22 protein-coding genes are annotated in these 24736 nt (G+C 35.5%); 15 read left to right on the forward strand and 7 right to left on the reverse strand.

From position 1 onward, the window contains the following. Nucleotides 1-973 (forward strand): transglutaminase domain-containing protein (locus BPMYX0001_RS04755; protein ID WP_279626204.1); only part of this gene is annotated, 973 nt, incomplete at its 5' end. Nucleotides 974-1528: 555 nt separating this feature from the next. Then, complete coding sequence (locus BPMYX0001_RS04760) at nt 1529-1915, forward strand: VOC family protein (protein ID WP_033798703.1); 387 nt, start codon at nt 1529-1531, stop codon at nt 1913-1915. A 659-nt stretch (nt 1916-2574) separates the two neighbouring features. On the opposite strand, the gene BPMYX0001_RS04765 is transcribed toward BPMYX0001_RS04760, so the two are convergent. Continuing rightward, the gene (locus tag BPMYX0001_RS04765) at nt 2575-3072 is read right to left on the reverse strand and encodes a CcdC protein domain-containing protein (protein ID WP_033798704.1); all 498 of its coding nucleotides are present in this window, start codon (nt 3070-3072) and stop codon (nt 2575-2577) included. Between the two features lie 406 nt (nt 3073-3478). Here BPMYX0001_RS04765 and BPMYX0001_RS04770 point away from each other — a divergent pair, with 406 nt between their 5' ends. The 3 genes from BPMYX0001_RS04770 (at nt 3479) to BPMYX0001_RS04780 (ending at nt 6782) form a co-directional block, all read left to right on the forward strand. Further along, nucleotides 3479-4915, forward strand: coding sequence for an amino acid permease (locus BPMYX0001_RS04770; RefSeq protein ID WP_033798705.1), 1437 nt, complete (start codon nt 3479-3481; stop codon nt 4913-4915). Nucleotides 4916-5286: 371 nt separating this feature from the next. Next, on the forward strand, nt 5287-6312 hold the full coding sequence (locus BPMYX0001_RS04775; RefSeq protein WP_033798706.1) for a GH25 family lysozyme: 1026 nt from the start codon (nt 5287-5289) through the stop codon (nt 6310-6312). A 272-nt stretch (nt 6313-6584) separates the two neighbouring features. After that, nucleotides 6585-6782, forward strand: coding sequence for a hypothetical protein (locus BPMYX0001_RS04780; RefSeq protein WP_018766616.1), 198 nt, complete (start codon nt 6585-6587; stop codon nt 6780-6782). A 247-nt stretch (nt 6783-7029) separates the two neighbouring features. Here the strand turns inward: BPMYX0001_RS04780 and BPMYX0001_RS04785 are convergent, their stop codons facing one another. Next, on the reverse strand, nt 7030-7284 hold the full coding sequence (locus tag BPMYX0001_RS04785; RefSeq protein WP_006093864.1) for a SunI/YnzG family protein: 255 nt from the start codon (nt 7282-7284) through the stop codon (nt 7030-7032). Between the two features lie 435 nt (nt 7285-7719). Here BPMYX0001_RS04785 and BPMYX0001_RS04790 point away from each other — a divergent pair, with 435 nt between their 5' ends. The 3 genes from BPMYX0001_RS04790 to BPMYX0001_RS04800 all read left to right on the forward strand — a co-directional run bounded on the left by BPMYX0001_RS04790 (nt 7720) and on the right by BPMYX0001_RS04800 (nt 10379). Then, nucleotides 7720-8196 (forward strand): PH domain-containing protein, encoded by a 477-nt coding sequence (locus tag BPMYX0001_RS04790; RefSeq protein ID WP_006093865.1) that lies wholly within the window; start codon nt 7720-7722, stop codon nt 8194-8196. Then, a complete protein-coding gene (locus BPMYX0001_RS04795; protein ID WP_033798707.1) occupies nt 8189-9613 on the forward strand; it encodes a PH domain-containing protein in 1425 nt (474 codons plus the stop codon). Before BPMYX0001_RS04790 ends, BPMYX0001_RS04795 begins: the two co-directional genes overlap by 8 nt. Before the next feature lie 379 nt (nt 9614-9992). Next, the gene (locus tag BPMYX0001_RS04800; protein ID WP_006093867.1) at nt 9993-10379 is read left to right on the forward strand and encodes an NUDIX domain-containing protein; all 387 of its coding nucleotides are present in this window, start codon (nt 9993-9995) and stop codon (nt 10377-10379) included. 116 nt (nt 10380-10495) lie between these two features. Here BPMYX0001_RS04800 and BPMYX0001_RS04805 read toward each other — a convergent pair whose 3' ends face one another. Continuing rightward, on the reverse strand, nt 10496-10969 hold the full coding sequence (locus BPMYX0001_RS04805) for an antibiotic biosynthesis monooxygenase family protein (protein ID WP_006093868.1): 474 nt from the start codon (nt 10967-10969) through the stop codon (nt 10496-10498). Nucleotides 10970-11097: 128 nt separating this feature from the next. Between BPMYX0001_RS04805 and BPMYX0001_RS04810 the strand changes: the two genes are divergently transcribed. The 4 genes from BPMYX0001_RS04810 to hemY all read left to right on the forward strand — a co-directional run bounded on the left by BPMYX0001_RS04810 (nt 11098) and on the right by hemY (nt 16834). Beyond that, on the forward strand, nt 11098-13215 hold the full coding sequence (locus BPMYX0001_RS04810) for a transglycosylase domain-containing protein (protein WP_029427581.1): 2118 nt from the start codon (nt 11098-11100) through the stop codon (nt 13213-13215). A gap of 176 nt (nt 13216-13391) precedes the next feature. Continuing rightward, complete coding sequence (hemE, locus tag BPMYX0001_RS04815; RefSeq protein WP_003195782.1) at nt 13392-14438, forward strand: uroporphyrinogen decarboxylase; 1047 nt, start codon at nt 13392-13394, stop codon at nt 14436-14438. Nucleotides 14439-14452: 14 nt separating this feature from the next. Continuing rightward, on the forward strand, nt 14453-15388 hold the full coding sequence (hemH, locus tag BPMYX0001_RS04820; RefSeq protein ID WP_006093870.1) for a ferrochelatase: 936 nt from the start codon (nt 14453-14455) through the stop codon (nt 15386-15388). A gap of 24 nt (nt 15389-15412) precedes the next feature. After that, nucleotides 15413-16834: a protoporphyrinogen oxidase gene (hemY, locus tag BPMYX0001_RS04825; RefSeq protein ID WP_006093871.1), complete on the forward strand. Its 1422-nt coding sequence runs from the start codon at nt 15413-15415 to the stop codon at nt 16832-16834. Between the two features lie 346 nt (nt 16835-17180). Here the strand turns inward: hemY and BPMYX0001_RS04830 are convergent, their stop codons facing one another. Both BPMYX0001_RS04830 and BPMYX0001_RS04835 read right to left on the reverse strand, forming a co-directional pair. Further along, nucleotides 17181-17489, reverse strand: coding sequence for a carboxymuconolactone decarboxylase family protein (locus BPMYX0001_RS04830; protein ID WP_033798708.1), 309 nt, complete (start codon nt 17487-17489; stop codon nt 17181-17183). Continuing rightward, on the reverse strand, nt 17482-17901 hold the full coding sequence (locus BPMYX0001_RS04835; RefSeq protein ID WP_006093873.1) for a tautomerase family protein: 420 nt from the start codon (nt 17899-17901) through the stop codon (nt 17482-17484). Before BPMYX0001_RS04835 ends, BPMYX0001_RS04830 begins: the two co-directional genes overlap by 8 nt. A gap of 109 nt (nt 17902-18010) precedes the next feature. Between BPMYX0001_RS04835 and BPMYX0001_RS04840 the strand changes: the two genes are divergently transcribed. Continuing rightward, on the forward strand, nt 18011-18886 hold the full coding sequence (locus tag BPMYX0001_RS04840) for a LysR family transcriptional regulator (protein ID WP_006093874.1): 876 nt from the start codon (nt 18011-18013) through the stop codon (nt 18884-18886). 101 nt (nt 18887-18987) lie between these two features. Here BPMYX0001_RS04840 and BPMYX0001_RS04845 read toward each other — a convergent pair whose 3' ends face one another. After that, complete coding sequence (locus BPMYX0001_RS04845; RefSeq protein WP_006093875.1) at nt 18988-19830, reverse strand: LysR family transcriptional regulator; 843 nt, start codon at nt 19828-19830, stop codon at nt 18988-18990. A gap of 120 nt (nt 19831-19950) precedes the next feature. On the opposite strand from BPMYX0001_RS04845, the gene BPMYX0001_RS04850 reads away from it, so the two are divergent. Continuing rightward, on the forward strand, nt 19951-20691 hold the full coding sequence (locus tag BPMYX0001_RS04850; RefSeq protein ID WP_033798709.1) for an SDR family NAD(P)-dependent oxidoreductase: 741 nt from the start codon (nt 19951-19953) through the stop codon (nt 20689-20691). Nucleotides 20692-21197: 506 nt separating this feature from the next. Further along, nucleotides 21198-23564 (forward strand): DUF6359 domain-containing protein, encoded by a 2367-nt coding sequence (locus BPMYX0001_RS04855; protein ID WP_006093877.1) that lies wholly within the window; start codon nt 21198-21200, stop codon nt 23562-23564. Nucleotides 23565-23606: 42 nt separating this feature from the next. Here BPMYX0001_RS04855 and BPMYX0001_RS04860 read toward each other — a convergent pair whose 3' ends face one another. Then, entirely contained in the window at nt 23607-24464 is an 858-nt protein-coding gene (locus tag BPMYX0001_RS04860) for a hypothetical protein (RefSeq protein ID WP_006093878.1), read from the reverse strand. Between the last annotated feature and the right edge of the window lie 272 nt (nt 24465-24736).

Below are 24736 nucleotides of genomic sequence, written 5' to 3' on the forward strand. Positions count from 1 at the left end.
TTACTTCAACGGAAGTGGAGCAATGCAAACAGGTTGGCAGTCAATTAATGGAGCATGGTACTACTTTAGTGGAAGCGGAGCAATGCAAACAGGCTGGATCCAAGATAATGGTAAAAAGTATTACTTTGAAAGTAATGGTGTTTGGAATCCAAACGCTGAAAATGCAAATAACGTTTCACGACCTGACGGGCAACTATTAGACGCATTTCAAAATGAAATAAAAAAGCATATTAATAATCAAGAAGAAAATATAACAATGACATACAAATCCAAAAACTCTAATATTAATGAAGTTATGGATACACTTGTTAAAGAATACGACAAGGCAGTCGAATCTAACGAATACTTAAATTATAATATCGCAAATACGCAATACTCTATTCGTGGTATTCCAGGAAATTACACGTTTACATTAAAGATTACATACCGTGAATCCAAAGAACAAACGAACTATGTAAAGACACAAGCGAAATCAATTATCAATTCCATTGTTCAAGCTGGTATGGATGAACACGAGAAAGTAAAAGCAATTCATGATTATGTTGTAAAACATGTCTCTTATGATACTTCTTTCCAAGCTTATACAGCGTATGAAGCTTTAGCAAACCGTTCTGCTGTCTGTCAAGGATATGCATTATTAACATATCAATTGTTAAAAGAGGCTGGAATAGAAAATCATATTGTAACAGGAACTGGAAATGGACAACCACATGCTTGGAATCAAGTGAAAATTGAAGGGAAATGGTACCATCTTGATACAACTTTTGATGATCCAATTCCAGATGTGCAAGGACGAGTAACTTATTCATACTATAATCTGTCTGATGCACAAATCGCTCAAGATCACCAGTGGGATCGTAATAAATTTGCGGCAGCAACAACAAATTACACGAATGAATTAGCAAATAAAATCCAGTCAGGTAGCTCGAAATCATGGAAATACCAGGACATTTTAAAAGCCATCAAACGTTAAACTGTATCTTTTGGTACAAAAACTTTAATACATTTGCTTAGACATACGGATATGATGAGCCTATAAAGGTGAGTAATATCCGTATGAAAAAGTACATGTATTCACGTAGAGGGCGTTGCAAAACCAAAATAAATATTTAATATTACATATCAATAAAACTAGTTAAACATAGAATATATAGTGATTCAATTTTCACGATAGTAGCGACTATTGGGGCTACACTTAAGAAGTCTAATCTTAACGAATATATATTGTAGTTCTAGACAACTGCATTTGATAGTACATTGGAAGGTAGGAAGCAACTTTAATTGATGAAGAGTGCTTCCTTATTCTATTTTCTAAAGCTTTAATCTCAAAACTTAACCATATAGAGAATATTCTTTCTGTATCACGATAGAAAGTGTTGAATGATAACAATGTTGTTTCATTTGTTATACAGATAACACAGCAGGATAATTACATGAAACATGAAGGGATATTGGAATCAGTAACGAAATGTTCAATGAATGACGATGGTGTTGGCTCTTCAATAGTATTTTTTAGGAGATGATTGATTTGAAGTTGTTGCAAATAAGACTTTTGGTCAAAGATTTTAAGGAAAGTGCCGTGTTTTACAGAGATCTATTGGAATTTCCAGTGAGTTGGTACGAGGAAAACATGGAATATGCGCTTTTCAATAATGGAGAAACGAAAATTGAGCTTGTATCTCGAAACGTGATGGCCGAATTGGTCGGAGAAGGAAATAAGCCTTTAGAAGCTGGGTCCCAATCAAAATTCTTGCTTCAATTTGAAGTTGAAGATGTCGATCAGACTTATAACCGTTTCAAAGAAAAAGGAATTGAATTTGTTAATGAACCGCATGATCGTGAGGAATGGCGAGCGCGTGTTGCACATTTTCGTGACCCTGACGATAACTTAATTGAGATATATAAAATGCTGTAATTCGATTGTTCAAAATGGGATTAGGTTAAACAATATTAAACAACTTTAGTAGCGCAGTTCAATTTATTTGAACTGTGTTAATTGTGTTTGTAAGAGTAGAATCTTTATAGGGAACGAACAGAAAAGACGGTGTTTTTTTGCATGAGGTATCAGCTGAACTTACTTTTTTATCTCCACAAGCTCTCCAACTGCTGGTCTATCTAGATTATTTCTAATCCAGTAATTTCTTACATTTATTGCAGATTCTAAATCAGTAGGCTGGTCATAAGTTATTTCAATTTGATTACGAGCTGTTTGCCTTGCAACAACAGGGACTGGGTACCATTTGAGGTATTTGACTGTCTGTAGACACCATCCGTCCCGAATACATTTGAGACGGCATACCAGAATAAGGCATCATTTGTTGCACCTCCTTTTATAAAAGAGTAGTCATTTAACCAATGTATATTGTATGAAATGAATAAGAATGGTGTAACTAACTACCTATAATTTCGTTTATCGGGTACGGTAATGATTACTTCTGTTTAGGAGTCATAGATAAAAAGTGAGCCTTACTTTGTTATTGATAATGATGATTATGTGAGTAAAAAGCCCCTTCAGATATTCTGTAGGGACTTTTTTTATAGGTTTCGAGATACATTGACTGCTGATAAGTGGGGTTATCGGAAGTCAATGTTGTCGTTAGTTTGGATTCGACTTTTGTATAGTTGACGAAATTTGATGAAAGAGATAATTCTCCAAGGTAAGATATACCCCAGCGCTACAGTCATAAATAGTGCTGCTTCTGTTTCTGGACCTAGCCATTTTAAATAATCACGAAGTAAAAATCGGATAATAAGTATGATGAGAAAGGTAATGATAAAGCTCTTGTTTCTTACAGCATAAATATGCTGATCGGATCGGAGTTCATAGTTATTGGTCCAAATAAGTGGAATTGACAAAAGGCACCCAAAGATAACTGCACAAATCCATTCCCAGCCAGCGGCATGTGCTTTTGGATTTAAGATGATGGGAATGCAGGGTATTAACAAAAATAGTATGGGTAAGAGAAGACGGGTTCCGTTTCCTTTAATAGGATGATGCATTGCCCTGATTCTACGCCATAAGACCAACGCAGCAACTATGATCACAATAGAGTAAAACGAAGAAGAATCCATAATTTCACCTCTATACATAGGATATTTCAATTATATGGGAATTGTAGATGGTTGAGTAGTAGTATTTGTTTTAATTGAATACCAATAACGCTGATTATGTAAAAAAGCTAGTCTGGATCTAGCTTTTTCTTTTTTTGTATATCTTTAAAACAGAAAATCAGTCCCCGACGGAATATGAAATCTTGAATAAACTATTCAAAATTTCATATTGGGGCAACATTTTAAACAGTGAAAAGCTTGCAAAATCCAAGCATGACGCAAATTGTATAATTGGTATGGTACTTGCAATAGAGGAGAGTGAATGAAATCGCTCTAAGAAGACTGAATTTTCAAAATAAAAAAGAGAAAGGATGGAAACAAGCTAAGAAGATATACAACGTACAGGAAAAGTGGAAGGAGGCTTTTTATGCACACAAAAGTCAAGCAGGAAACGAATAACATGCAGCAATATCACTACAAGCAAGAGTTAAAGAGGTCTTTAAAATTTTTTAGCTCCTTTGCAGTCGCGTTTTCATTTATGTCCATCACAACGGGCATTTTCACGAATTTTGGGTTTGTTTTAAACAATGCGGGGCCCGCAGGTATTTGGACGTGGCCAATCGTATTAGCAGGTCACTTGCTTGTCGCTCTTGTTATTGCTGAATTGGCAGGGAGGATGCCACTCAGCGGCTACTCGTATCAATGGGTGACGCGGCTGGCAAATCAAGGATTAGGATGGTTTTCCGGCTGGCTCGGATTTTGCTTTTTTGTCATTGTCATTCCTGCCGTCGATTTTGGCCTGGCTCCACTCATTGCGGATGTGTTCGGCTGGAATATCGGTGGGAAGACCCTTTTGTATATTGTACTCGCAACCTTACTGCTACAGGCTGTCCTCAACATTTTCGGCGTAAAACTGGCTTCCCGTCTCAATGACATTGCAGTATATACCGAAGTAATCGGTATGGTAGGCATTCTTGTCATTCTTGCTATCGTTGCGCTATTCACAACTCCGAATTGGGATATGCTAACAAATATTGGCGAGCAAAAAAGCGGTACGTACCTTGGTGGCTTTGTGATCGCTATGCTGATGGGGTCGTGGACCATGGTCGGCTTTGAAGCCGCGGCGAATCTTTCGGAAGAAACAATTGACGCGAGCAAAAATGTACCGCGTGCTGTATTTTTCGCATTGCTGATTGGCGGTATCATTGGATTTGCTTTTCTTTTTACTGTTACAATTTCCATTTCAGATTTAGCCGATGTGACAGCTTCTGTCAACCCGCTTCCACTTATTATTAAAACAAAGCTCGGCCAATTCATTGGCACTTTGTTTATGCTTCTTGTTATCATTTCCATTTTCGCATGTGGCTTAATCGGAATGGCTTCTGCTTCCCGTATCATTTATGCAATGGCGCGGGATGATGTGTTTTTTGCTTCGCGTTATTTTAAAAAGGTAAACCCAAGAACATCCGTACCGGTAAATGCAATTGTGCTTGTATTAGTGCTCGATATTATAGCGAGCCTATTCTCTGATTCTTTGACTTTGCTAGTCGGATCAACATCCGTTGTTCTTACAGCTTTATACTTCATAACAGTTTTGGCTTACTATTTGCGTAGAAAAGATTTACCTGACGCAGAGGCATTTAATTTAGGGAAATGGAGAGCACCTGTCACGTACGGTGCTTTAATATGGCTCGTGTTCGAAATGGGGATATTGACCATCCCTGATATGTTCCATGAAGTAGCAATTGTAGGCGGAACACTATTTTTAACGGGAACTCTTGTATACTTTGCACTGTTCCGGAGCAAGATTAAATCAGGAAAAATCGGGATTCAAAATACAAACATTGATGCAGGGCACTCGTAATCAGCCTCATCCCTCTTAGTGAAGTGAGTTCTGAAAATGGAACAAACATCAAAACACCTAGATTACCTGTTCGCTATACTTTTTAGTGCACAGGTAATTTAATTTTTCTTGTGTGGGTTTGAAATAAAGTCACGATGTTTTGAAGAAAGACGCGATATTTCATTACTTCAAAAAAACCAATTGGGTTTTGATTAAACTTTTTTATTAATTGTAAACTAACATACTAAAGTTTACTTTCGAAATGAGATAAAAAATAAGATTCTTTTTGTGATATTCTTGAGGAAAAATTGATGAGAATGTGATAGTGTCCGTCCGTTAAAATCGTACATACCATATATGGAAGAAAAATATTTTTGATAGGAGAATATGGTATGCAAAATAGATCAAGTTCAGATACTAAGTTTATTGATGTATCGCATTGGGAAGGGACTATTGATTGGAATGCTGTTAAAACCTCAGGGATTCCAGCAGCGTATGCGAAAGCAACGGAAGGTGTGGGTTATACAGATCCTATTTTCGTTCAAAATGTACAAGCAGCGAGAAGTGCTGGTGTATTGATAGGAGCTTATCATTTTGCCCACCCGGATCAAAATGATGCGATTTCCGAGGCGAAGTATTTTGTTAGTATTTTACAAGAAAATCAAACGGATCTTATACCAGTTTTAGATTTTGAATCTCCAACAAATTCAAATACAAGTAACATAACCGGAGCATTTCTATCCAAGTGGGCAAGAGATTTTATTAATTATGTGAAACAAGCTACTGGGAAAAATGTAATGTTATATACAGGTGTTTGGTATATCACTGAATTTGGGATTAGTGGACTAAGTGATGTGCCACTTTGGGTTGCAAGATATTCCAATACTCCACCTGTTGATTGTGGTGGGTGGACAAAATGGACAGCTTGGCAATATACAGATTCTGGTTATATTTCAGGGGTAGGGAATTGTGATGTATCAGCGGCTATTTCTTTAGATGCATTAAAGGATGGTGGATCATCATCTGGCAACGCAACATCGGTATATGGAATTGCTGTCATTAATGGAAATAATGTGAATTTACGAAGTGGTCCATCTTTACAAGCAAGTGTGATCCGTCAATTGAACCATGGAGAAGAGTATGTAGTATGGGGTGAACAAAATAATTGGCTTTGTTTAGGGACCAATGAATGGGTTTACGATGATCCTAGTTATATTCAGTATAAACATTACGTTGCTACTATCACTGGAGATAACGTGAATTTACGAGATGTACCATCGCTAAGCGGGAATATTATACGTCAATTACATCATGGAGAAGCGTATCGAGTATGGGGTGAACAAGATGGCTGGCTTTGTTTAGGAACAAATGAATGGATTTATTATGATGCGAGTTATATTCAATATGGTGTACAATAAGTAAAGTTAAAAAGGTGCCTTTTTATTGTATGAATGTTTATGTTGTGAAAAAAACATTCATAGTTTTCAATATTAAAATATTCAATTTTCACAGATTATTGTTTTATAGCATATATAGGGGTCCCGTCATATATAAGTAAAATAAAAAAGAATCCGATCTTTGAATTCTTTTTTGCTACTGATAAGTGGGGTTATGTGAACTGATTTAGATACCCTTACTTGAATTCTACAATATGGTATAATTTAGTTGTGAAGTTAAAAGGGGTGTGGGTATGGAAGACGTATATGGAGGACTAAGATATTTTGGTTTTTTACTTGTATTAGTATTTGGTATGGGATTTATTATACGTTGGATTTTTCGTGATGTAATTTCGTTAGATCAATTACTTGGTTTAAGTATAGGAATTATTACGTTAATAATGGCGTTTTTTGTAAAGAAATACAGTAAGGAGCTAAATACTACTAGTTAATTTATGCTTTCTTTGATGAGTATCTCAATAGTGATGAGATACTCGTTTTTTTGCTTGCATGGGATTTAATCCCTTTATTTATATTGTTTTGAATGTATACTTTTATTGTTGATTTTGAGGATATCAGAGGATTTGAAAGTAAACTAATAATAAGAGGTTTACTTTCATATTTATTATAAGAAGAAAAAAAGACGACTTTACATTAGTCGCCTTTTTTTCTAAAAAATCATGTTAAATCATTAAGTAATTAAGCGTTTATTTTATTTAAAATTGAAACCTTATTAGTGGTAAATAATATATAATTCTGTTTTTTAGTTTTAATTAAAATGCGATCACTTGTGCCATATGCTGTTCCTATTCGAATCGCATCAGCTTTTTCAATACCAGCATAAGTATCATCTTCAGTAACTTCAATAATTTCATTTAATGGAATACTAACCTTTGCTAATTGCCATTTAATAATTAGTTCCTCTGTTGTTTTTATAACATCAATACCTAACATATCACCAAGACCTTCCTATTCTATTTTCTAAATATAATTATAAATTAAATAAAGATATTTGTAATTAAATATCTTTATTGGATATTTATGTTTACGGATGATATGGATAACAAAGTATTTTTATCTATTATTAAAAGTTTACTTTCAACGGTTGACTACATACTTATAATTTAATATGCACATTAATAATAGTGTAATGTAGTTAAAAGGTTCAGTTCTATCATAAATATATTGACTCAAATCCAGGGAAATATTCAATGACTGGAAAAGTAAAATACGTAAATCTAATCTATTGTTGGTTGTATTCTACATATTCAGAAAATAACAAGTTTTATTTTTACAAAAAATGTCTATTCTTCCTTGTTTTGTATTGTATGATTATGGCATATTACAAAGTATACATATTTAATAGATTTCTAAATTTGGAGTGATCAAATGCAGCCATTAGAAAATGAAATTCATTCGAATATGGTTAAGGTGTGGAAGATCCATACATTAATTGGTGCAGGGGTACTTGTAAGTATTGTTTTAGCATATCTCTTTTTTATGATCAAGTTTAATTGGTGGGGTTGGTTGTTTAGTATATTGGTCGTTGCCACGATTATATATACGCCACTAGACTATTTTATCTTTCCGAAACTACGTCAGCGTTATTATAGCTATCGATTAGATGAAGAAGAGATTGAAATTCAAAAAGGGATGTTTGTTGTAAAGCGTGTGTTAGTTCCAATGATTCGTGTTCAGCATGTGACGATTGAACAAGGGCCGATTATGAGAAAATATGAACTAGCAGAATTACAAATTTCAACGGCAGCGACTTCTCATAGTATTCCAGGACTAACAAAGAGAGAGGCAGAACAGTTGAAACGACAAATTGGGGAACTTGCGAAAGTGAGTGATAAGGATGTATAAGAGGCAACATCCGATTACTATATTATTTGATATAAGGATTTCTATTTTATTTCCCCTTATTATCATTGTTTTATTTGGTCCTAAAGATGAAGTAGAGCCTTGGTACTTATTTCCCATTTTCATTCTAGGTTTTTTGTTGATTTTGGCCATATTTTCGTTTGCGAAATGGTACTTTAAAGTGTATTGGATTGAAAATAATATTTTACATATAAAACACGGGGTATTTGTCAAAAAAGAAAGCTATTTAAATAAAGAGCGTGTGCAAACAATTAGTACAGCTTCAAATATCATCTATCAGTTATTTGGGTTAACGAAGCTCAAAATTGAGACGGCTGGTGGCGGAAAGGACCCAGAGGTGACGTTAGCTGGAATTAAGGAAGAGCAAGCGAAAGAATTAATCGCCTTATTAAATAAAGTAGAAAGTAAGAAAACTTTAAAAGAAGAGGAAACCCTACCGTCAGAAACAAATACAACTGTCTATCAGTTAACGCCAAAAGAAATTTTGCTAGCATCTATTACATCTGGTCGGTTCGGTTTATTATTTTCTGGGTTGATTTTCCTTTATACACAGTTTGATAACGTTCTTCCGAAATGGTTAATAGAAAAAGTAGAAACGTATGTGAAAGACAATAGTGTGTATGATTTGTTATGTATGGTTGCTATTTTAATTGTAATCTCATGGATCATTTCTACAATTGGTTATGCTTTAAAACATGCGAACTTTACAGTGCAGAGAAATGGAAATGAAATTCGTATTTCACAAGGGCTACTTGAAAAGAAAGAGATTGTGTTAAAACTGCACCGGATTCAGGCATTGACAATGAAAGAAGGAATCCTTCGTCAACCGTTTGGGTATTGTTCTATTGAAGTAGAAGTCATTCAGAGCATAGATACAAATAATATGAATGTCATATTGCACCCGCTCATGAAGAAAAAAGATGTGCAAGAGTTGCTGGCATATTTAGATTTGCCTTATGAAATGGAAGAGGAGATCGTCCATTTACCGAAAGCAGCATTACGCCGTTATCTCATTATGAGTTGGATGATTTTTGTAGCTGTAGCAGTACCGATTATAGGAGCGAGTGTATATTTTCAGCAATATAGTGCTTTATTTGTATTAGTGCCATTATTTTTGTTCTTTACGATTCTTGGATATGGCAAGTATAAAACGGGTGGATATGCGATAAAATCTGATCAGTTAACGCTTGTGTACAGGGGCATTGCAAAGTATACAGGATTTGTGAAAAGAAGACATGTACAAGCAATGACAAAAACGCAATCATACTTTCAACGAAAAGATAGATTGTATACGTATATTGTAGCAGTAGCTTGCAGTGTTGCGGGACGTCATTATGAATTGAAGCATGTGCGTGAAGAGGATGTAGCCCGTATTCATGAATGGTATAAGAAAAAATAAAAAAGTTAGATATATAACCCGGATAGTGGATAATTCAAAAATTCTATTATTCGGGTTTCTTGTATGTTATTGCATGTATTTTATGGTCATTTTTAAGATAGAAGTGCTTTTGACGCAAGTATTGTGAAAGGGGGAAGAGATAGGTGAAAATTAGAAGTTCAGTGCAGGCGATTATAATTAGAGACAACCAAATATTAACGATTAAGAAATATGACTATAACAAGTTTATCCCGCATTAACGGACAGTAACACTCCCACCTCAAAATTCAGCGAAAGCAAGGAAGTTAGGTGGGAGATGAACTGTCCGTAAAAGCCCGATTGGTTCAACTAATAATCCGTGGGGGATGGAGAAAAACCCCACTGATTAAAGTTTCACTTTATGAACATCCTACCTGGTGGTGGTCAAAAACCGGGGGGAACTTTAAAAGAAGCTGTTGTCAGAGAATGTTTGGAGGAAACTGGATTAAAAGTACAAGCAGGAGAATTGCTATTTGTAAGTGATGAGTATATAGGAAAGAATCATGAACATGCCGAGTGGGATCGTAATGTTCATGTCGTTGTTCATCTTTTTGAATGCCTGTATCCGGATGACGATCGTTCTTTTGGGGAAGGGACAGAATTTGATCCTGATCAACTAGCACTTGAATGGTTGCCGCTAGAAGACTTTTTAAACACAAACCTTTATCCAAAAGCAATCATACCGTTCTTAATAGAATATGGTCTTCAAAGTAGGAAGTCCGCAATTTATGTTGGGGACATGGGATAATATGTAGCAATTCGTAAATGAAGTGGAAAGTATTTCAAGATAAAAGAGCGATGAGTTCGTGGAAGACAGAGAAAAAAGCTGTAGCTTCTCCTCAATCGAAGTTACAGCTTTTTTGTTTAAGCTAACACATCAAAAGTAGTCACAAAAGAAGGTCTTGAAAAAATGCTCTTTTGCGGCTCTGCATTTGTTTGTGCAGGGCGTTTTTTATGTGCATTTTCGAAAGAACGTGACTCTGTCCAATCTTTAAAGTTTTGTTCATTTTCCCACATTGTCATAATGACGTATGTATCGTTACTTAATGGGCGAAGAACGCGGATTGCTTGGAAACCAGGCTCATTTTCAATCAGTCCTGCACGGTTTTTAAAACGATTTTCAAAAACAGGACGGCCTTCATCTGTAACAGAAATGTTGTTACACACAATATAGCCAGGTTGTCCTTTAAATTCCCCGACTGCATCTAGCACGTCATATTGAAGTGATCCTTCTACAGTTTCCTCGGTATTTTCTTTATAAAACATATCTTTCTCATCATTCTTTGCAGTGAAATGTGGTTGTTCTAGAGGTGTTTCGTATGAAATAATCGCTTTCATTGTAATGCCCCCTTTATGAGTTTAGTTTCATTATAGCAACTCTTACAAAAAACTTCGAAGATTATATACATAAAGATAATCGTTTTTCAAATAATAAACATACCATCATTTGGAAAGAAGGACGATGTATGAAGAAAATAAAGTGGAGCCTAATGGGCGGCGTAGCAGTGTTTGTAGTGGCGATTGTATTCTATAAACTGATTGTGTTAGCTGGTGGTTATATAATGGATGAAAAACGGCTTGTTTTCCACTCTTCATCACGTATCGTTGATCAGCGAGGAAAAGAAATTACGAAGTTATATGTAGAAAATAGAGAGCTTGTACCAATTGAGCGAATTCCAAAACATGTAGCAGAGGCGTTTATAGCTGTAGAAGACGCTAGATTTTATGAACATTATGGAATCGATTACCCTTCTGTGTTTCGCGCGTTGTATAAAGACATTTTAGCAGGAGAGAAAGTGGAAGGCGGAAGTACAATTACGCAGCAGTTAGTTAAAAATGTTTTTTTAACTCATGAAAAAACATTTACACGTAAATTAAAAGAAGTGGCAATCGCTCTTCAATTGGAACATAAATATACGAAGCAACAGCTTCTTGAAATGTATATGAATCATATTTATTTTGGTCATGGTGCTTACGGGATTCAAGCAGCGGCGAAATTGTATTTTAATAAAGATGTAGAAAAATTAACAGTTGAAGAAGGGGCGATGCTTGCAGGTCTTCCGAAAGCACCGAATGGATATTCTCCCTTTTTATATCCAGAAAAGAACAAAGAGCGCCGTGATTTAGTTTTATCTCTTATGCATAAACAAGGATATTTATCAGCTGAGGAGAGTGTTCGTTACCAAGGAAAGACAATTGCTCTTTATAAAAGTTTAGATGAGCGAGAACTTGCTTATATACCGTATGTGGATATGGTTGTAGATGAAGCAGCACAGTTATATGGTTTGTCACATCAAGAAGTGCTTCGCGGAGGATATACATTTATTGTATCTATGGATGAAAAAATTCAAAAAGTAGCTTATGATCAATTTCAAGATGCACGAAATTTTCCAGGTAAAGAAAACGGGGCACAAGGTGCTTTTTTATTAATGGATAATGCAACTGGAGGAATTAAAGCCGCAATTGGCGGAAGAGAGTATGTCCCAAGAGGATTTAATAGAGTGTTTGCGAAAAGACAGCCAGGGTCTGTTTTAAAGCCGCTCATTGTGTATGCACCAGCGCTGGAAACGAAAAAATATAATCCGTATTCTTTATTAACAAACGAGCAAACATCTTTTGAAGGGTATGAACCACGAAATTATAATCATAGGTATTCAAAAGAAGTAACGATGTATGATGCACTCTTAGAATCGGCGAATGTACCGGCTGTATCTTTATTACATGAAATGGGTGTAGAGCAAGGGAAGCAATATTTAGAGAAGGGAAATATTCATATTGCAGAATCTGGTTTAAGTACGGCACTTGGCGGACTTAAAGAAGGGGTCTCTCCATTTGAACTTGTAAAGATGTACCGTGCGTTCTTAGCGAATGGAAAAATTATTGAGCCGCATGTTATTGAACAGGTACTCGATCGACACGGAAAGGTGATTGGAGAATCACCTAAAAACGAAACGAAAGTTTTTTCAAAACAAACAGCATGGTATATGACAAAAATGTTAGAAGGGGTTGTAAGAGAGGGAACAGCGAGAGCGGGAGTATATAACGGTGCATTAGCTGGGAAAACGGGTACAACGTCACTTCCTAATCAAAGTGAAGGCGCTAGGGATATTTGGTTTGTTGGATATACTCCGAGTTTAGTAGGCGCGGTATGGATTGGGTATGATCGTACGGATAAAGAACACCAACTTTATGATGGAAAGCTATCTGCAACAGAATTATTTAAAAAGATTTTAACGAAGGCAAATGTACAAGATAATTCAAATTTCAAGCGGCCAAAAGGTGTCGAAACAATTGGAAAACCAATCCGCCTAAGTAAAATTGAGAACGTGGAAGCACAGTTATCTTTTAGTCCATTTAGCTTGTTTACTGCAAAATTACACTGGACTCCACTTCTCGATAAACGAGTTGTATATAGAATCTATAAAGTAGAACAAGGGAAGCATATTCACGTTGGAACGGTAAAAGGGATTGGTGAGTATGAGGAAAAGTTTATTAACATATTCTCTAAACCAAGCTTTTATGTAGTTCCGTACAATCCACAAACAAATCGAGAAGGAGAAAAGACAAAAGTAGCTAAACCGTAATTTTTGCTTGTGATATAATAAGAATGTTATGAAAATAGTAAGCGGTTTTACGAGCGTTTGTGTCAATTTCATGAACAACGTACATAATGTTATGCATTTTGTTTTTACAAGCTGTATAGTAAAAAAAGATAAATAATAGGATAGGGTTCGTATAGGTAAGGAAGGGAGCAAGGGTTTTGGTAAGAAATATAAATGAGACATTTTTAAAAGCATGTAAAGGGGAACAAACAGAATATATACCAGCATGGTATATGCGACAAGCAGGGCGTTCACAACCTGAGTATAGAAAGATAAAAGAGAAGTATTCTTTATTTGAAATTACACACAATCCGGAGTTATGTGCATATGTTACAAAGCTTCCAGTTGATCAATATAATGTAGACGCAGCAATTCTTTATAAAGATATTATGTCACCACTTCCAGCAATTGGCGTTGATGTTGAAATTAAATCTGGGATTGGACCGGTTATTGATAACCCAATTCGTTCTTTACAGGACGTAGAAAAACTTGGTGAAATTCATCCAGAAGAGGATGTTCCATACATATTAGATACAATTCGTTTATTAACAAACGAGATGTTAGATGTTCCGCTAATTGGCTTTTCAGGGGCACCATTTACATTAGCAAGTTATATGATCGAAGGCGGACCTTCTCGTAATTACCACAAAACGAAGGCGTTTATGTATGCAGAACCGAAAGCTTGGTTTGCTTTAATGGATAAGCTTGCAGATATGGTAGTTACATATTTGAAGGCACAGATCAAAGCAGGGGCAAAAGCAGTGCAAGTCTTTGATTCTTGGGTTGGAACAGTGAATGTAGCAGATTATCGTTTGTTTATTAAACCTGCAATGGAGCGTATTTTCACGGAAGTTCGCACGATGGGCGTTCCGATGATTATGCACGGCGTTGGAGCAGGACATTTAGCAAATGAATGGAATGACTTATCTCTTGATGTAGTCGGACTTGATTGGCGCCTGTCAATTGAAGAAGCGCGTGCACGCGGCATTCATAAAGCAGTACAAGGCAATATGGATCCTTCATTCTTACTTGCACCATGGGACGTTATCAGAGAGCATGTAAAAGGGATTCTCGATCAAGGAATGAAGCAGCCTGGTTATGTATTTAACTTAGGTCACGGTGTATTCCCAGAAGTAAATCCAGATACATTAAAACGCTTGACGACATTTATTCATGAGTATTCTAAAGAACAGTTAGCGAAGTAAAGGAGAATAGGTGTATGAAAAAGAAAATTGGTTTGCTTGTAATGGCATACGGCACACCGTATAAAGAAGAAGATATTGAACGGTACTATACGCATATTCGCAGAGGGCGAAAGCCGAGTCCAGAAATGCTGAAGGACTTAACGGAACGCTATCGCGCGATTGGTGGTATTTCTCCTTTAGCTACTATTACATTAGAACAAGCGAAAAAAGTAGAAAAGCGTTTAAACGAAATGCAGGATCATGTGGAATTCCACATGTATCTTGGCTTAAAACATATAGAACCTTTCATTGAGGATGCTGTGAAAGAAATGCATAATGATGGGATTGAAGAGGCAATTGCCCTTGTTCTTGCTCCGCACTATTCTACGTTCAGCGTAAAGTCCTATGTCGGCCGGGCGCAAGAAGAAGCAGATAAGCTTGGAAACTTAACAATTCATGGTATCGATAGCTGGTATAAAGAACCGAAGTTTATCGAGTATTGGGTAAACGAAGTGAAAAAAATATATGATGGTATGACAGAAGAAGAACGTGAAAAAGCAGTGTTAATCGTGTCTGCGCATAGTTTACCAGAGAAAATTATTGCGTTAGGTGATCCTTACCCAGAACAGTTAAATGAAACAGCTGATTATATTGCACGTGGTGCGGAAGTTCGAAATTATGCAGTCGGTTGGCAAAGTGCTGGAAATACACCGGACCCATGGATTGGGCCAGATGTACAAGATTTAACGAGAGAGCTACATGAAAAGTATAACTACACTTCATTTGTATATGCACCGGTTGGATTTGTAGCTGAACATTTAGAAGTGTTATATGACAATGATATTGAATGCAAAATCGTTACAGAAGAAATTGGAGCAAAGTATTATCGTCCAGAAATGCCAAATGCATCAGATTCATTTATTTCTTGTTTAGCAGATGTAGTGTTAAAGAAACAAATGGATGTTTCCTAATACCTTGGGAAAGGAGGAGCCGTTTTGAAGAAGAAAGTTGTTATCATCGGTGGTGGAATTACAGGTTTAACAACAGCGTATTACTTACAAAAAGAAATTCGCGAAAAAGGATTGCCGATTGATACATTGTTAATAGAAGCATCGGGTAAACTTGGAGGGAAAATTCAAACCGTTCGAAAAGATGGATTTACAATTGAGCGTGGTCCAGATTCTTTCTTAGAAAGAAAAGAGAGTGCAGCTAGACTAGCAAGAGAACTCGAACTTGGAGATGAGCTTGTAAACAATGCAACTGGTCAATCATTTGTTCTCGTGAACAATCGATTACATAAGATGCCGAGCGGATCTATGATGGGCATTCCAACGCAAGTTACCCCGTTTCTATTTTCAGGATTGTTCTCTCCGATTGGTAAAGTAAGAGCAGGTTTTGATTTTGTATTGCCACGTTCAAAACCTGTTTCTGATCAATCACTTGGTCAATTTTTCCGTCGTCGTCTAGGAAATGAAGTGGTTGAAAACTTAATCGAACCATTGTTATCTGGAATTTATGCGGGGGATATTGATCAAATGAGTTTAATGGCCACGTTCCCACAATTTTATCAAGTGGAGCAAAAATATCGTAGTATTTCACTAGGTATGCGTACGTTGGCTCCGAAGAAAATAAAAGATGTAAAGCCGAAAGGAATCTTTTTAACATTAAAAACAGGCTTACAATCCATTGTAGAAAAAATAGAAGAGCAGCTAGAAGATGGAACTGTTGTGAAGGGCACTCGCATTGAAAAAGTTGCAAAAATGGGTGATGGTTATCATATTACACTAAGTAATGGAAAAGAAATTGAGGCGGATTCCATCGTTGTTGCTGCGTCTCATAAAGTATTGCCATCTATGTTTGCACAGTATAAAGAGTTCCGCTTCTTCCGCAATATTCCATCAACATCGGTTGCGAATGTTGCACTCGCTTTTCCGAAAGAAGCAATCAAGCGTGATATTGATGGTACGGGCTTCGTTGTATCTCGAAATAGTGATTTTTCTATTACAGCATGTACGTGGACACATAAGAAGTGGCCGCATACAACACCAGAAGGAAAAGTTCTTCTTCGTTGTTACGTTGGGCGTCCTGGTGATGAAGCAATCGTAGAGCAAACAGATGAAGAAATTGTTCAATTTATATTAGAAGATTTGCAAAAAACAATGGATATTAAGGCAGATCCAGACTTTACTGTTGTAAGCCGCTGGAAAGATGCAATGCCGCAATATACAGTGGGACATAAAGAACGTATGACAAAGTTAAAAACATTTATGGATAAAGAATTACCGGGTGTTTATTTAGCAGGTAGTTCTTATGCTGGATCTGGTCTTCCAGATTGTATTGATCAAGGTGAGGCGGCAGTAAAGCATGTATTATCCTATTTAGAAAAAATAGATGAAGCGGAATTAATTGCGCAATGATGAAACAGACCACCTTTAAATTAGAAGGTGGTCATACTTTTTCTAACCTATTTTGCGAAGCATAAGAGTGATTATTAAGTTAACAGGCGCTTTTTTAATAATAATCGCAAGAAATGATTAAACTTTTCTATAAAAATCAAAAACATAATTTAAAGAATTAACTCCATTTTGAACAATCTTTATTCAAAATGGAGTTTTTACGTTAATTGCTAAATTAGGGTTTGTGATTTCATTTAATCAATTCCCCCTATATAAACAGAACTAGAGTGATTACCTGTATGAAAGTCTTTAATAAGTTTCCGAATGCCAATAGGGAACAGAGGATAATGTAATAAGTCATTTATTTTTAACGCAGTATTACGTTCAGTGCTGCAGCTGCTTTTGGCCATCCGGCGTAAAAGGCTAAATGTGTTATGAGAGCGATGATTTCTTGTTGGTTCATTCCGTTTTTTTCGGCTAGTTGTAGATGAAATGGTAGTTGTTCAGTATTACCAATACTAATTAAAGCAGAAAGTGTAATGAAACTTCTTTCTTTTGGTGTTAAAGCAGGGTCTCTCCATACCTTTTCGAATAACACATTTTCACTATAATCAATAAAATTGGGAGCAGTATCCCTCATTTTCTTTGAAATATTGAGTTCGATACGATCATTCATGATTCTTTTTCTCCTTCATTGTAACCATTTGGGCTATTCCCTGACCAAATGACCAGTTTTCAGCAGATGTTTCATTCAATGTAATAAAAATATTAGTTGTAGAGATGTTTAAATGGTCATAAAAAGCTTCTGAGATTGATTGATACAAATTTCTTTTTTGCTGTATTGTTCGTTCAGGTCCACATGTAATAGAAACATGTATCATTTTATCTGTTCTCTTTTTCTCCTCTTCTAAGAGATAATGCGGGTCGTAAAAAAATTGATCGGGTGGGTAGGGTAAAAACATGTGAAAGTAATCATTTTCTGGAATGCTAAAATGTTCAATTAATGAATAGTGAATACGATTGCTTACTCTTTTTAACTCTTCTCTATGCAATTGACCGTCTGGATAATAAACAGTAACAAATGGCATATATTCACTCCCTTTCTTATGGATTTATTTTACTGCTGTGATTTTGATTTGTATAATTGAAAATATATAATACAATTATCAATAAAACCGATAGAGATTAGGTGTGAAAATGGAAATAAAAGAGTTAAAAACGTTCAAAATGATTGTCCAGGAAGGAACTTTTTCACTTGCGGCAAAAAAATTAAACTATGCTCAATCAACCGTAACAACACATATAAAAAAACTCGAAAATGAACTGGGTTTTCTTCTATTTGAACGTGGATGGGATGCTCGGTTAACAGAGGAAGGCATTTTATTTGCAGAGGAAGTAGATAACTTATTAATGCATTGGAATTATTCAATATCTCAAGCGCAGCGTATAAGTAATGAGGAGAAAGGAACATTAAGAATCGGGATATTAGAATCTGTTGCAGAAAAATTAATTCCCCCCATATTAAAATATTTAAACGATGAGAAACCGTACATACATTGTGATTTTGTTGTAGGAAACACAGCGCTTTTATCACAAATGATAGAGCAAAATAAGATTGATTTTGCTGTTTGTGCAAACAACGAAAATATTTCTAATCTAAATTTCACCCTACTTAGCAAAGAACAAATCGAATTTATAGTCAATAACCCGAATCATCCAGTATTAAAAAAAGAGTCAGTTGAAATATCTGATATCATTCATTATCCAATCTTGATTGGAGAAAATAGTTGTAATTATTACAAAGCTGTAAACTCTTTCTTAGTAGAAAACAATGTATCTTTTCAAAGAGTCTACAATTGTAGTGCGGTACATCTCATTCCACAAATGGTTTTTGGAAATGCCATAGGTATTCTCCCTAAGGGAACGGTCTTAAAACAAAGTAATATATCATTTAAGATTAAAGGATTTAATCCTAAAGTGCCTATAGGATTATTAATTTCTTCTAAAAAAAGAAACTATTTGAGCCAAACAAAACAACAACTTATGAAACTAATTGAATCGTTGTTGTTATAAATACCCATATTGATTTAGGAGAGGGGAAAAACGTATCTTCTGTTCAAGTGAGGTTTCAAACAAAGTCCCTTTTGAAAAACTAAAGGGGCTTTGTTTAAAATTTATAACGCTTTTAAAAAACGAATGAATTTCTTTAAGCTTTGCGGTTGTTGTTTTCTACGCTTAATCACAAAGTCAATTTTGACTGTTTCAGGTAGTTCTTCATAATGAATCGCTTTTGTCTTTGTTCGGCTATATGCCACATTAGCCGGTATAATCGTAATACCAAGTCCATTTTGAGTAGCTTGCACGATAGACTCAAGTGAATCAAATTCCATTATCGTTTTCGGATTAAAGGCATGGTTCTTACAGTAATCTAATAGCTTTTTTCTATAGATACAATTTGGATCACTGTTTACAAGTAAAGTTTGATGAGGCTTCGTTTCAATTTGAGTATGTTGTGGTGAAATGAGTATGATATTTTCATAATAACTGTACACGGTTTCGAGTTGTGAATGGTTGTATGTCCCGCTTAAAAAAATTCCGTCAAGTTCTCCATATAAAAGCATTTCCTGTAACTTTGCGTTATCATTCGTTCTTATTTTCACATCAATATTTTTATAGGATGCCAAAAAAGAAGAGAATAGCTGAGGCACTTTCACCGCGGAAATGGTTTGAGATGCTCCAATTGTTAAAGATTCTCTCCATTTCTGAGGGTTTATTTTTGATTTTGCCTCATTCATTAAAAGCATAATTTCATTTGTGTAATCTAATAACACTATTCCTTCTTCTGTTAATGTGACACCTCTATTATTACGCTTTAATATTTTAACGCCTAATTCATCTTCTAAATTTTTAATGCGCTGGCTTATATTCGGTTGTACATATCCTAATTTCTCAGCAGCTCTAGATATTGATTGTAGTTCTGCAACATGTTTAAAAATCCATAAGTCATGGCTTTCCAAGAATAGATCCCTCCACTAGGTATCATTTAAAATGATATCGTCTTCATTATTCAGTATTATACTCCTCAAATGAACGAAGATAAAATGAAATGGAATCAGATACAGTGGGGAGATTTTAAAATGGACATAAAAGATAAAGTCGTTATTATAACAGGTGGCGGTACGGGTATCGGAAAGGCTACTGCTTTGAAGTTAGCTAGTTTAGGAGCAAAAGTTGTGATTAATTATAGTCGTTCAGAAAAAGAAGCGTTAGAAGCAGTGAATGAAATAAAGCAGCGAGGAGGTACAGCGATCACTTTGAAAGCAAATGTAGCACAAAAAGAAGAAGTGGAGGCGATGGTATCTCAAACTGTTCATTTTTTTGGAACAGTAGATTGTTTAGTGAATAATGCGAGTATAACAGCTCAAATACCGATGGATGACCTAGAGTCCGTAACGGATCAAGTGTGGGATTCTCTTTTCAGTGTAAACGTGAAAGGGATGTTTCATTGTATAAAAGCTGTTGTTCCTTATATGAAGAAGCAAAAATCAGGTGCGATTGTGAATATGGGGAGCGTTGCAGGGATAACGGGACTAGGATCATCTATACCGTATGCAGCAACAAAATCAGCCATTCATACGATGACAAAGTCGCTCGCTATTGCATTAGCACCTGACATCAGAGTAAATAGTATTTCTCCTGGTGCAGTTCATACGAGATGGTGGTCAGGTAATGAGGAGAAGATGTACCAACTTGCGGGGAACTTACCACTTCAAAGAATTTCAACACCAAATGATATTGCAGAGGCTATCCTTTTTCAATTGACTCAGGAATCTATTACAGGACAGATATTTACAATTGATAATGGACAGACACTTTAATAGTATTAGCAACTCAATAGAAAGGTGTATTTTAAGAAGCAGCGCGTTATCTTACTTAGAAAAAATAGATAAAACTGAATGAGTTGAGCAATGATAAAAAGCACTCTTAATGTATAAGGGTGCTTTTGCTGTTATAATACTCTCTTTCATACTCACGAGGTTGTTTCGTAGGGTGGTCATTCAGTACAAGAGCTGGTAATAAATTTGCATCAAATACAAAGTCGTAGAGAAAAGATAAGACTAAAACACTGCATAATATATAGATAAACATTTCAAGTCACTTCTTTCTGTATGATTCTTACTTATATTGTAAGAAAATCAGCTATCAATAAAATCCATAAAAAGAATGGAATACTGTAAGAAAATAGTAGGGGAATCATAATAGAAATCTCATACGGAAGTATGAGATTAATTTTTTGTAAAATTTGTCGAATTTTAAGTTCTTTATAAAGAATTTTTTGTTATGATAATACATGCTAAGAGAATATTAAAATTAGGGGAGGACGATGAATTTGAAGAAACTAGTAAGTATCTTGCTATCATTTATACTACTGATTTCATTTACTGGAACTTTAGTAAAAGCAGAAGAACGTTCTGCATTGTCTGTGCAGGATGCGATTCAAATGTTTAAGCAGCAAGGAAGCAGTAAAGGGGTAGTGGAAGGGTATATTGTTGGATATACAGAAAGCTCTTCTAAGTATACGAAGGATCCAGCGAAGTTTGGAGATACGAATGTAGCGATAGCGGATTCGCCAAATGAGACGGATCCAGCGAAAATTATGCCTGTTCAGTTGCCAAAAGGTGACGTGAGAACAGCAGTGAATGTAAAGGATCATCCTGAAAATGTCGGGAAGAAGGTTCGTTTAACGGGGACACTTGAATTATATTTTAATAGTCCTGGTTTAAAGTCAGTAACAGCATATAAATTTCAAGGTGAAACAGAAAATCGTGTTAGCGATGTTACTGCATCACCAAATGGTGGAGAAATTGCAAAGGGAACGGCAGTTACATTAACAACAAATACAGAAGGGGCAACAATCTATTATACGTTAGATGGATCTGTTCCTACGAATAAAAGTATTCGTTATAATGAACCGATTGTTTTAAATGAAAACAGTGTTCTAAAAGCAATTGGAGTAAAAGAAGGTCTTTCATCTTCAGCCGTTGCTACTTTTTCTTTTACGGTTGTAAAAAATGAGCAAGTTCGCATTCATGATATTCAAGGTGCATCACATATTTCTCCTTATAATGGGAAAAAAGTACGAAATGTAGAAGGTATTGTAACAGCGCTAGATAAGAATGGATTTTATATGCAAGACTCGCAGCCTGATAATGATCCTGCAACTTCAGAAGGGATTTATGTATATAAAAAAGAGGCAAATGTAGCTGCCGGAGATCTTGTTCAAATTGATGGAGAAGTCGAAGAGTTCATTGGATCTGGATATGCTGACAGATTTGATACAGATTTATCCATCACAGAAATTAAAGCAAGCAATATTGCTGTGAAAGCAAATAATCAACAATTGCCATCTGCGATTGTATTAGGTGAAAATGGCGTAAAGATTCCTGATCAAATTATTGATAATGATGCATTTGGTGTATTCGATCCAAATGAGGATGCAATTGACTTTTATGAGAGTTTAGAAGGTATGCGTGTTACAATGCCGACTCCTCAAATTGTTGGACCGCAGAAAAATGGGAATTTATATGTAACAATTGCAAATGGTGGAGATAAAGTAACTACGAAATATGGAACGCCGTTATTAGGCGAGAACCAATTCAATCCAGAGCGTCTATCTTTAAAAGTACCTCGTGATTATGTAGCGAAAGCAGGAGACAAGTTTACTGGAGATATAACAGGTGTAGTCGGGTATGACTATGGTGCGTATCGAATTTCACCAGTAACAGAATTACCATCAGTAACAGATGGTGGATTTAAACAAGTAGGGGCAAATATTCAGCCTCGCCTTGGAAAATTAACAGTAGCAACATATAACATTGAAAACTTTTCAGCGAATGCAAAAGAAACATCTGATGAAAAGGTAAAAGCAATTGCTTATTCTATTAAATATAATTTAAAGATGCCAGATATTATTGGTGTACAAGAAATGCAAGATAATAATGGATCAATCAATGATGGAACAACAGATGCTTCATTAAGTGCAAAGCGTATTATTGATGCGGTACAAGAGATTCGCGGGCCAAAATATGAATATGTAGAAGTTGCTCCGCAAAATAATCAAGATGGAGGAGCGCCAGGAGCGAACATTCGCGTTGGTTTCTTCTATAATCCATCACGTGTGAAATTGGCAGATAAGCCAAAGCTGTTAGAAACAAATCCAACGCGCATAGGACAAGAAAATTCGCTGTTTGATAATACTCGTAAACCGTTAGCTGCGGAGTTTACATTCCAAGGACAAAATATCGTCGTTGTTTCAAATCACTTAAATTCAAAACTTGGTGATGCGACGCCGTTTGGGAAAATTCAACCACTTGTATTAAAGAGTGAAGAGAAACGAATTCAGCTTGCACAAGAAGCAAATAATTTTGTAAAAGAAATTCAAAAACGAGATGTGAATGCACCAGTTGTTATAGTTGGTGATATGAATGACTTCGAATTCTCGAAACCACTGCAAGCATTAAAAGCAGAAAACATGCAAGATATGTTAGAAACGGTTTCGAAAGAAAATCGTTACACGTATATTCATGACGGAAATGCACAAGTATTAGATCATATTTTAGTAACGAATAATATTGCACCGCATACAGTTGTCGATCCGGTACATTTAAATTCAAACATTATGAAAGAACATGGCCGTGTAAGTGACCATGATCCAGTGCTTGCGCAAATTGATTTAAAAAAAGCTTCCTAAGTATAAATATCCCTCAGCATAATTGCTGAGGGATATTTTACATTACATACTAACTGATTTTTGAATCGATTTTTTACATCGCATTCTTTTTTGAAGTCTCCGCATATATTTCTTCCGATCTTTCTGTACACCTTTCATATACATAAATAAACTGATTCCAAAAAATAAGGTGCATTGCATGATTAAAATGTAAGGCGACATTCCTTGGAGCGGCTGTTTTGGGTCGTATAAATGAATAGGTGCTCCTCCAATCGTAGGGAATACGATATTTAAAACAACATATGGTAGAGAGGTTATAGCAAAAGGGAATAGAATTGCCATGTAATCTTTTCTGGACCATATGGATGCAGAGAGACCCAATACCGCCATAAGACCAGCAAACAAGAAATTAATCCCAATATATAGGGAAATATAAGTAATTGGAGAAGAGAAATACAATGATGCAAACATACCGTTGTCTTTTATAATACTTAAGGCGGGTGTAGGAATACCATCTTGGATTGTCAGCTTACAAAAAAGCAATGAAAATACGAATGGGAGAATATAAAGAAGCCCCCCGCTTAGGAAGGTAACGATATATTTCGTACATACATAGGGAAAAAAGGGAACTTCTTTACTTACAAATGATTTAAATTTATCAGCTTGATCAGAGTTGTAGCTTGTACTAAAAGGGAGTGCTGCTAGTACAGGCATTAAAAGCAAATACACATCCATTTCATCATCACGAAAGCCAATCCATTTATAAGCCGTTGCTAAAAGCTCGTCAGGTACCCCTCCTAAATATTTTAAAATATAGAAATAATGATAAATTGAAACAAGAATCAACCAACTAAACAAGAGAGTGAGAGAAATCTTATTTAAAAAGGCTTGTTTTATATGTAAGCTAAGTGCACGTATCATGATTGAAAGAGCCCCCACTATTTTTAATAAATATATCTATGTTTTATATTACTACTAATTGTAAAAAATTTCTTGTTTTTTCAATTGATAATTTGAAAAAGAGGGAAAATTCATAAAAGATATTGTTTTTGTTGCTTAATATTTGCTAATGGATTTTACTATGTTTCTTTACCTTTTCATTTTCTCCCTTTTTTTGATACACTATGACAGTAGTATCTTAAATAAAGGTCGATGTATAGATTTAAATGTTTTATACTTGGAAATAAATAAAA

The organism is Bacillus pseudomycoides DSM 12442 (assembly GCF_000161455.1).
In the GTDB taxonomy this organism is placed as follows: Bacteria; Bacillota; Bacilli; order Bacillales; family Bacillaceae_G; genus Bacillus_A; species Bacillus_A pseudomycoides.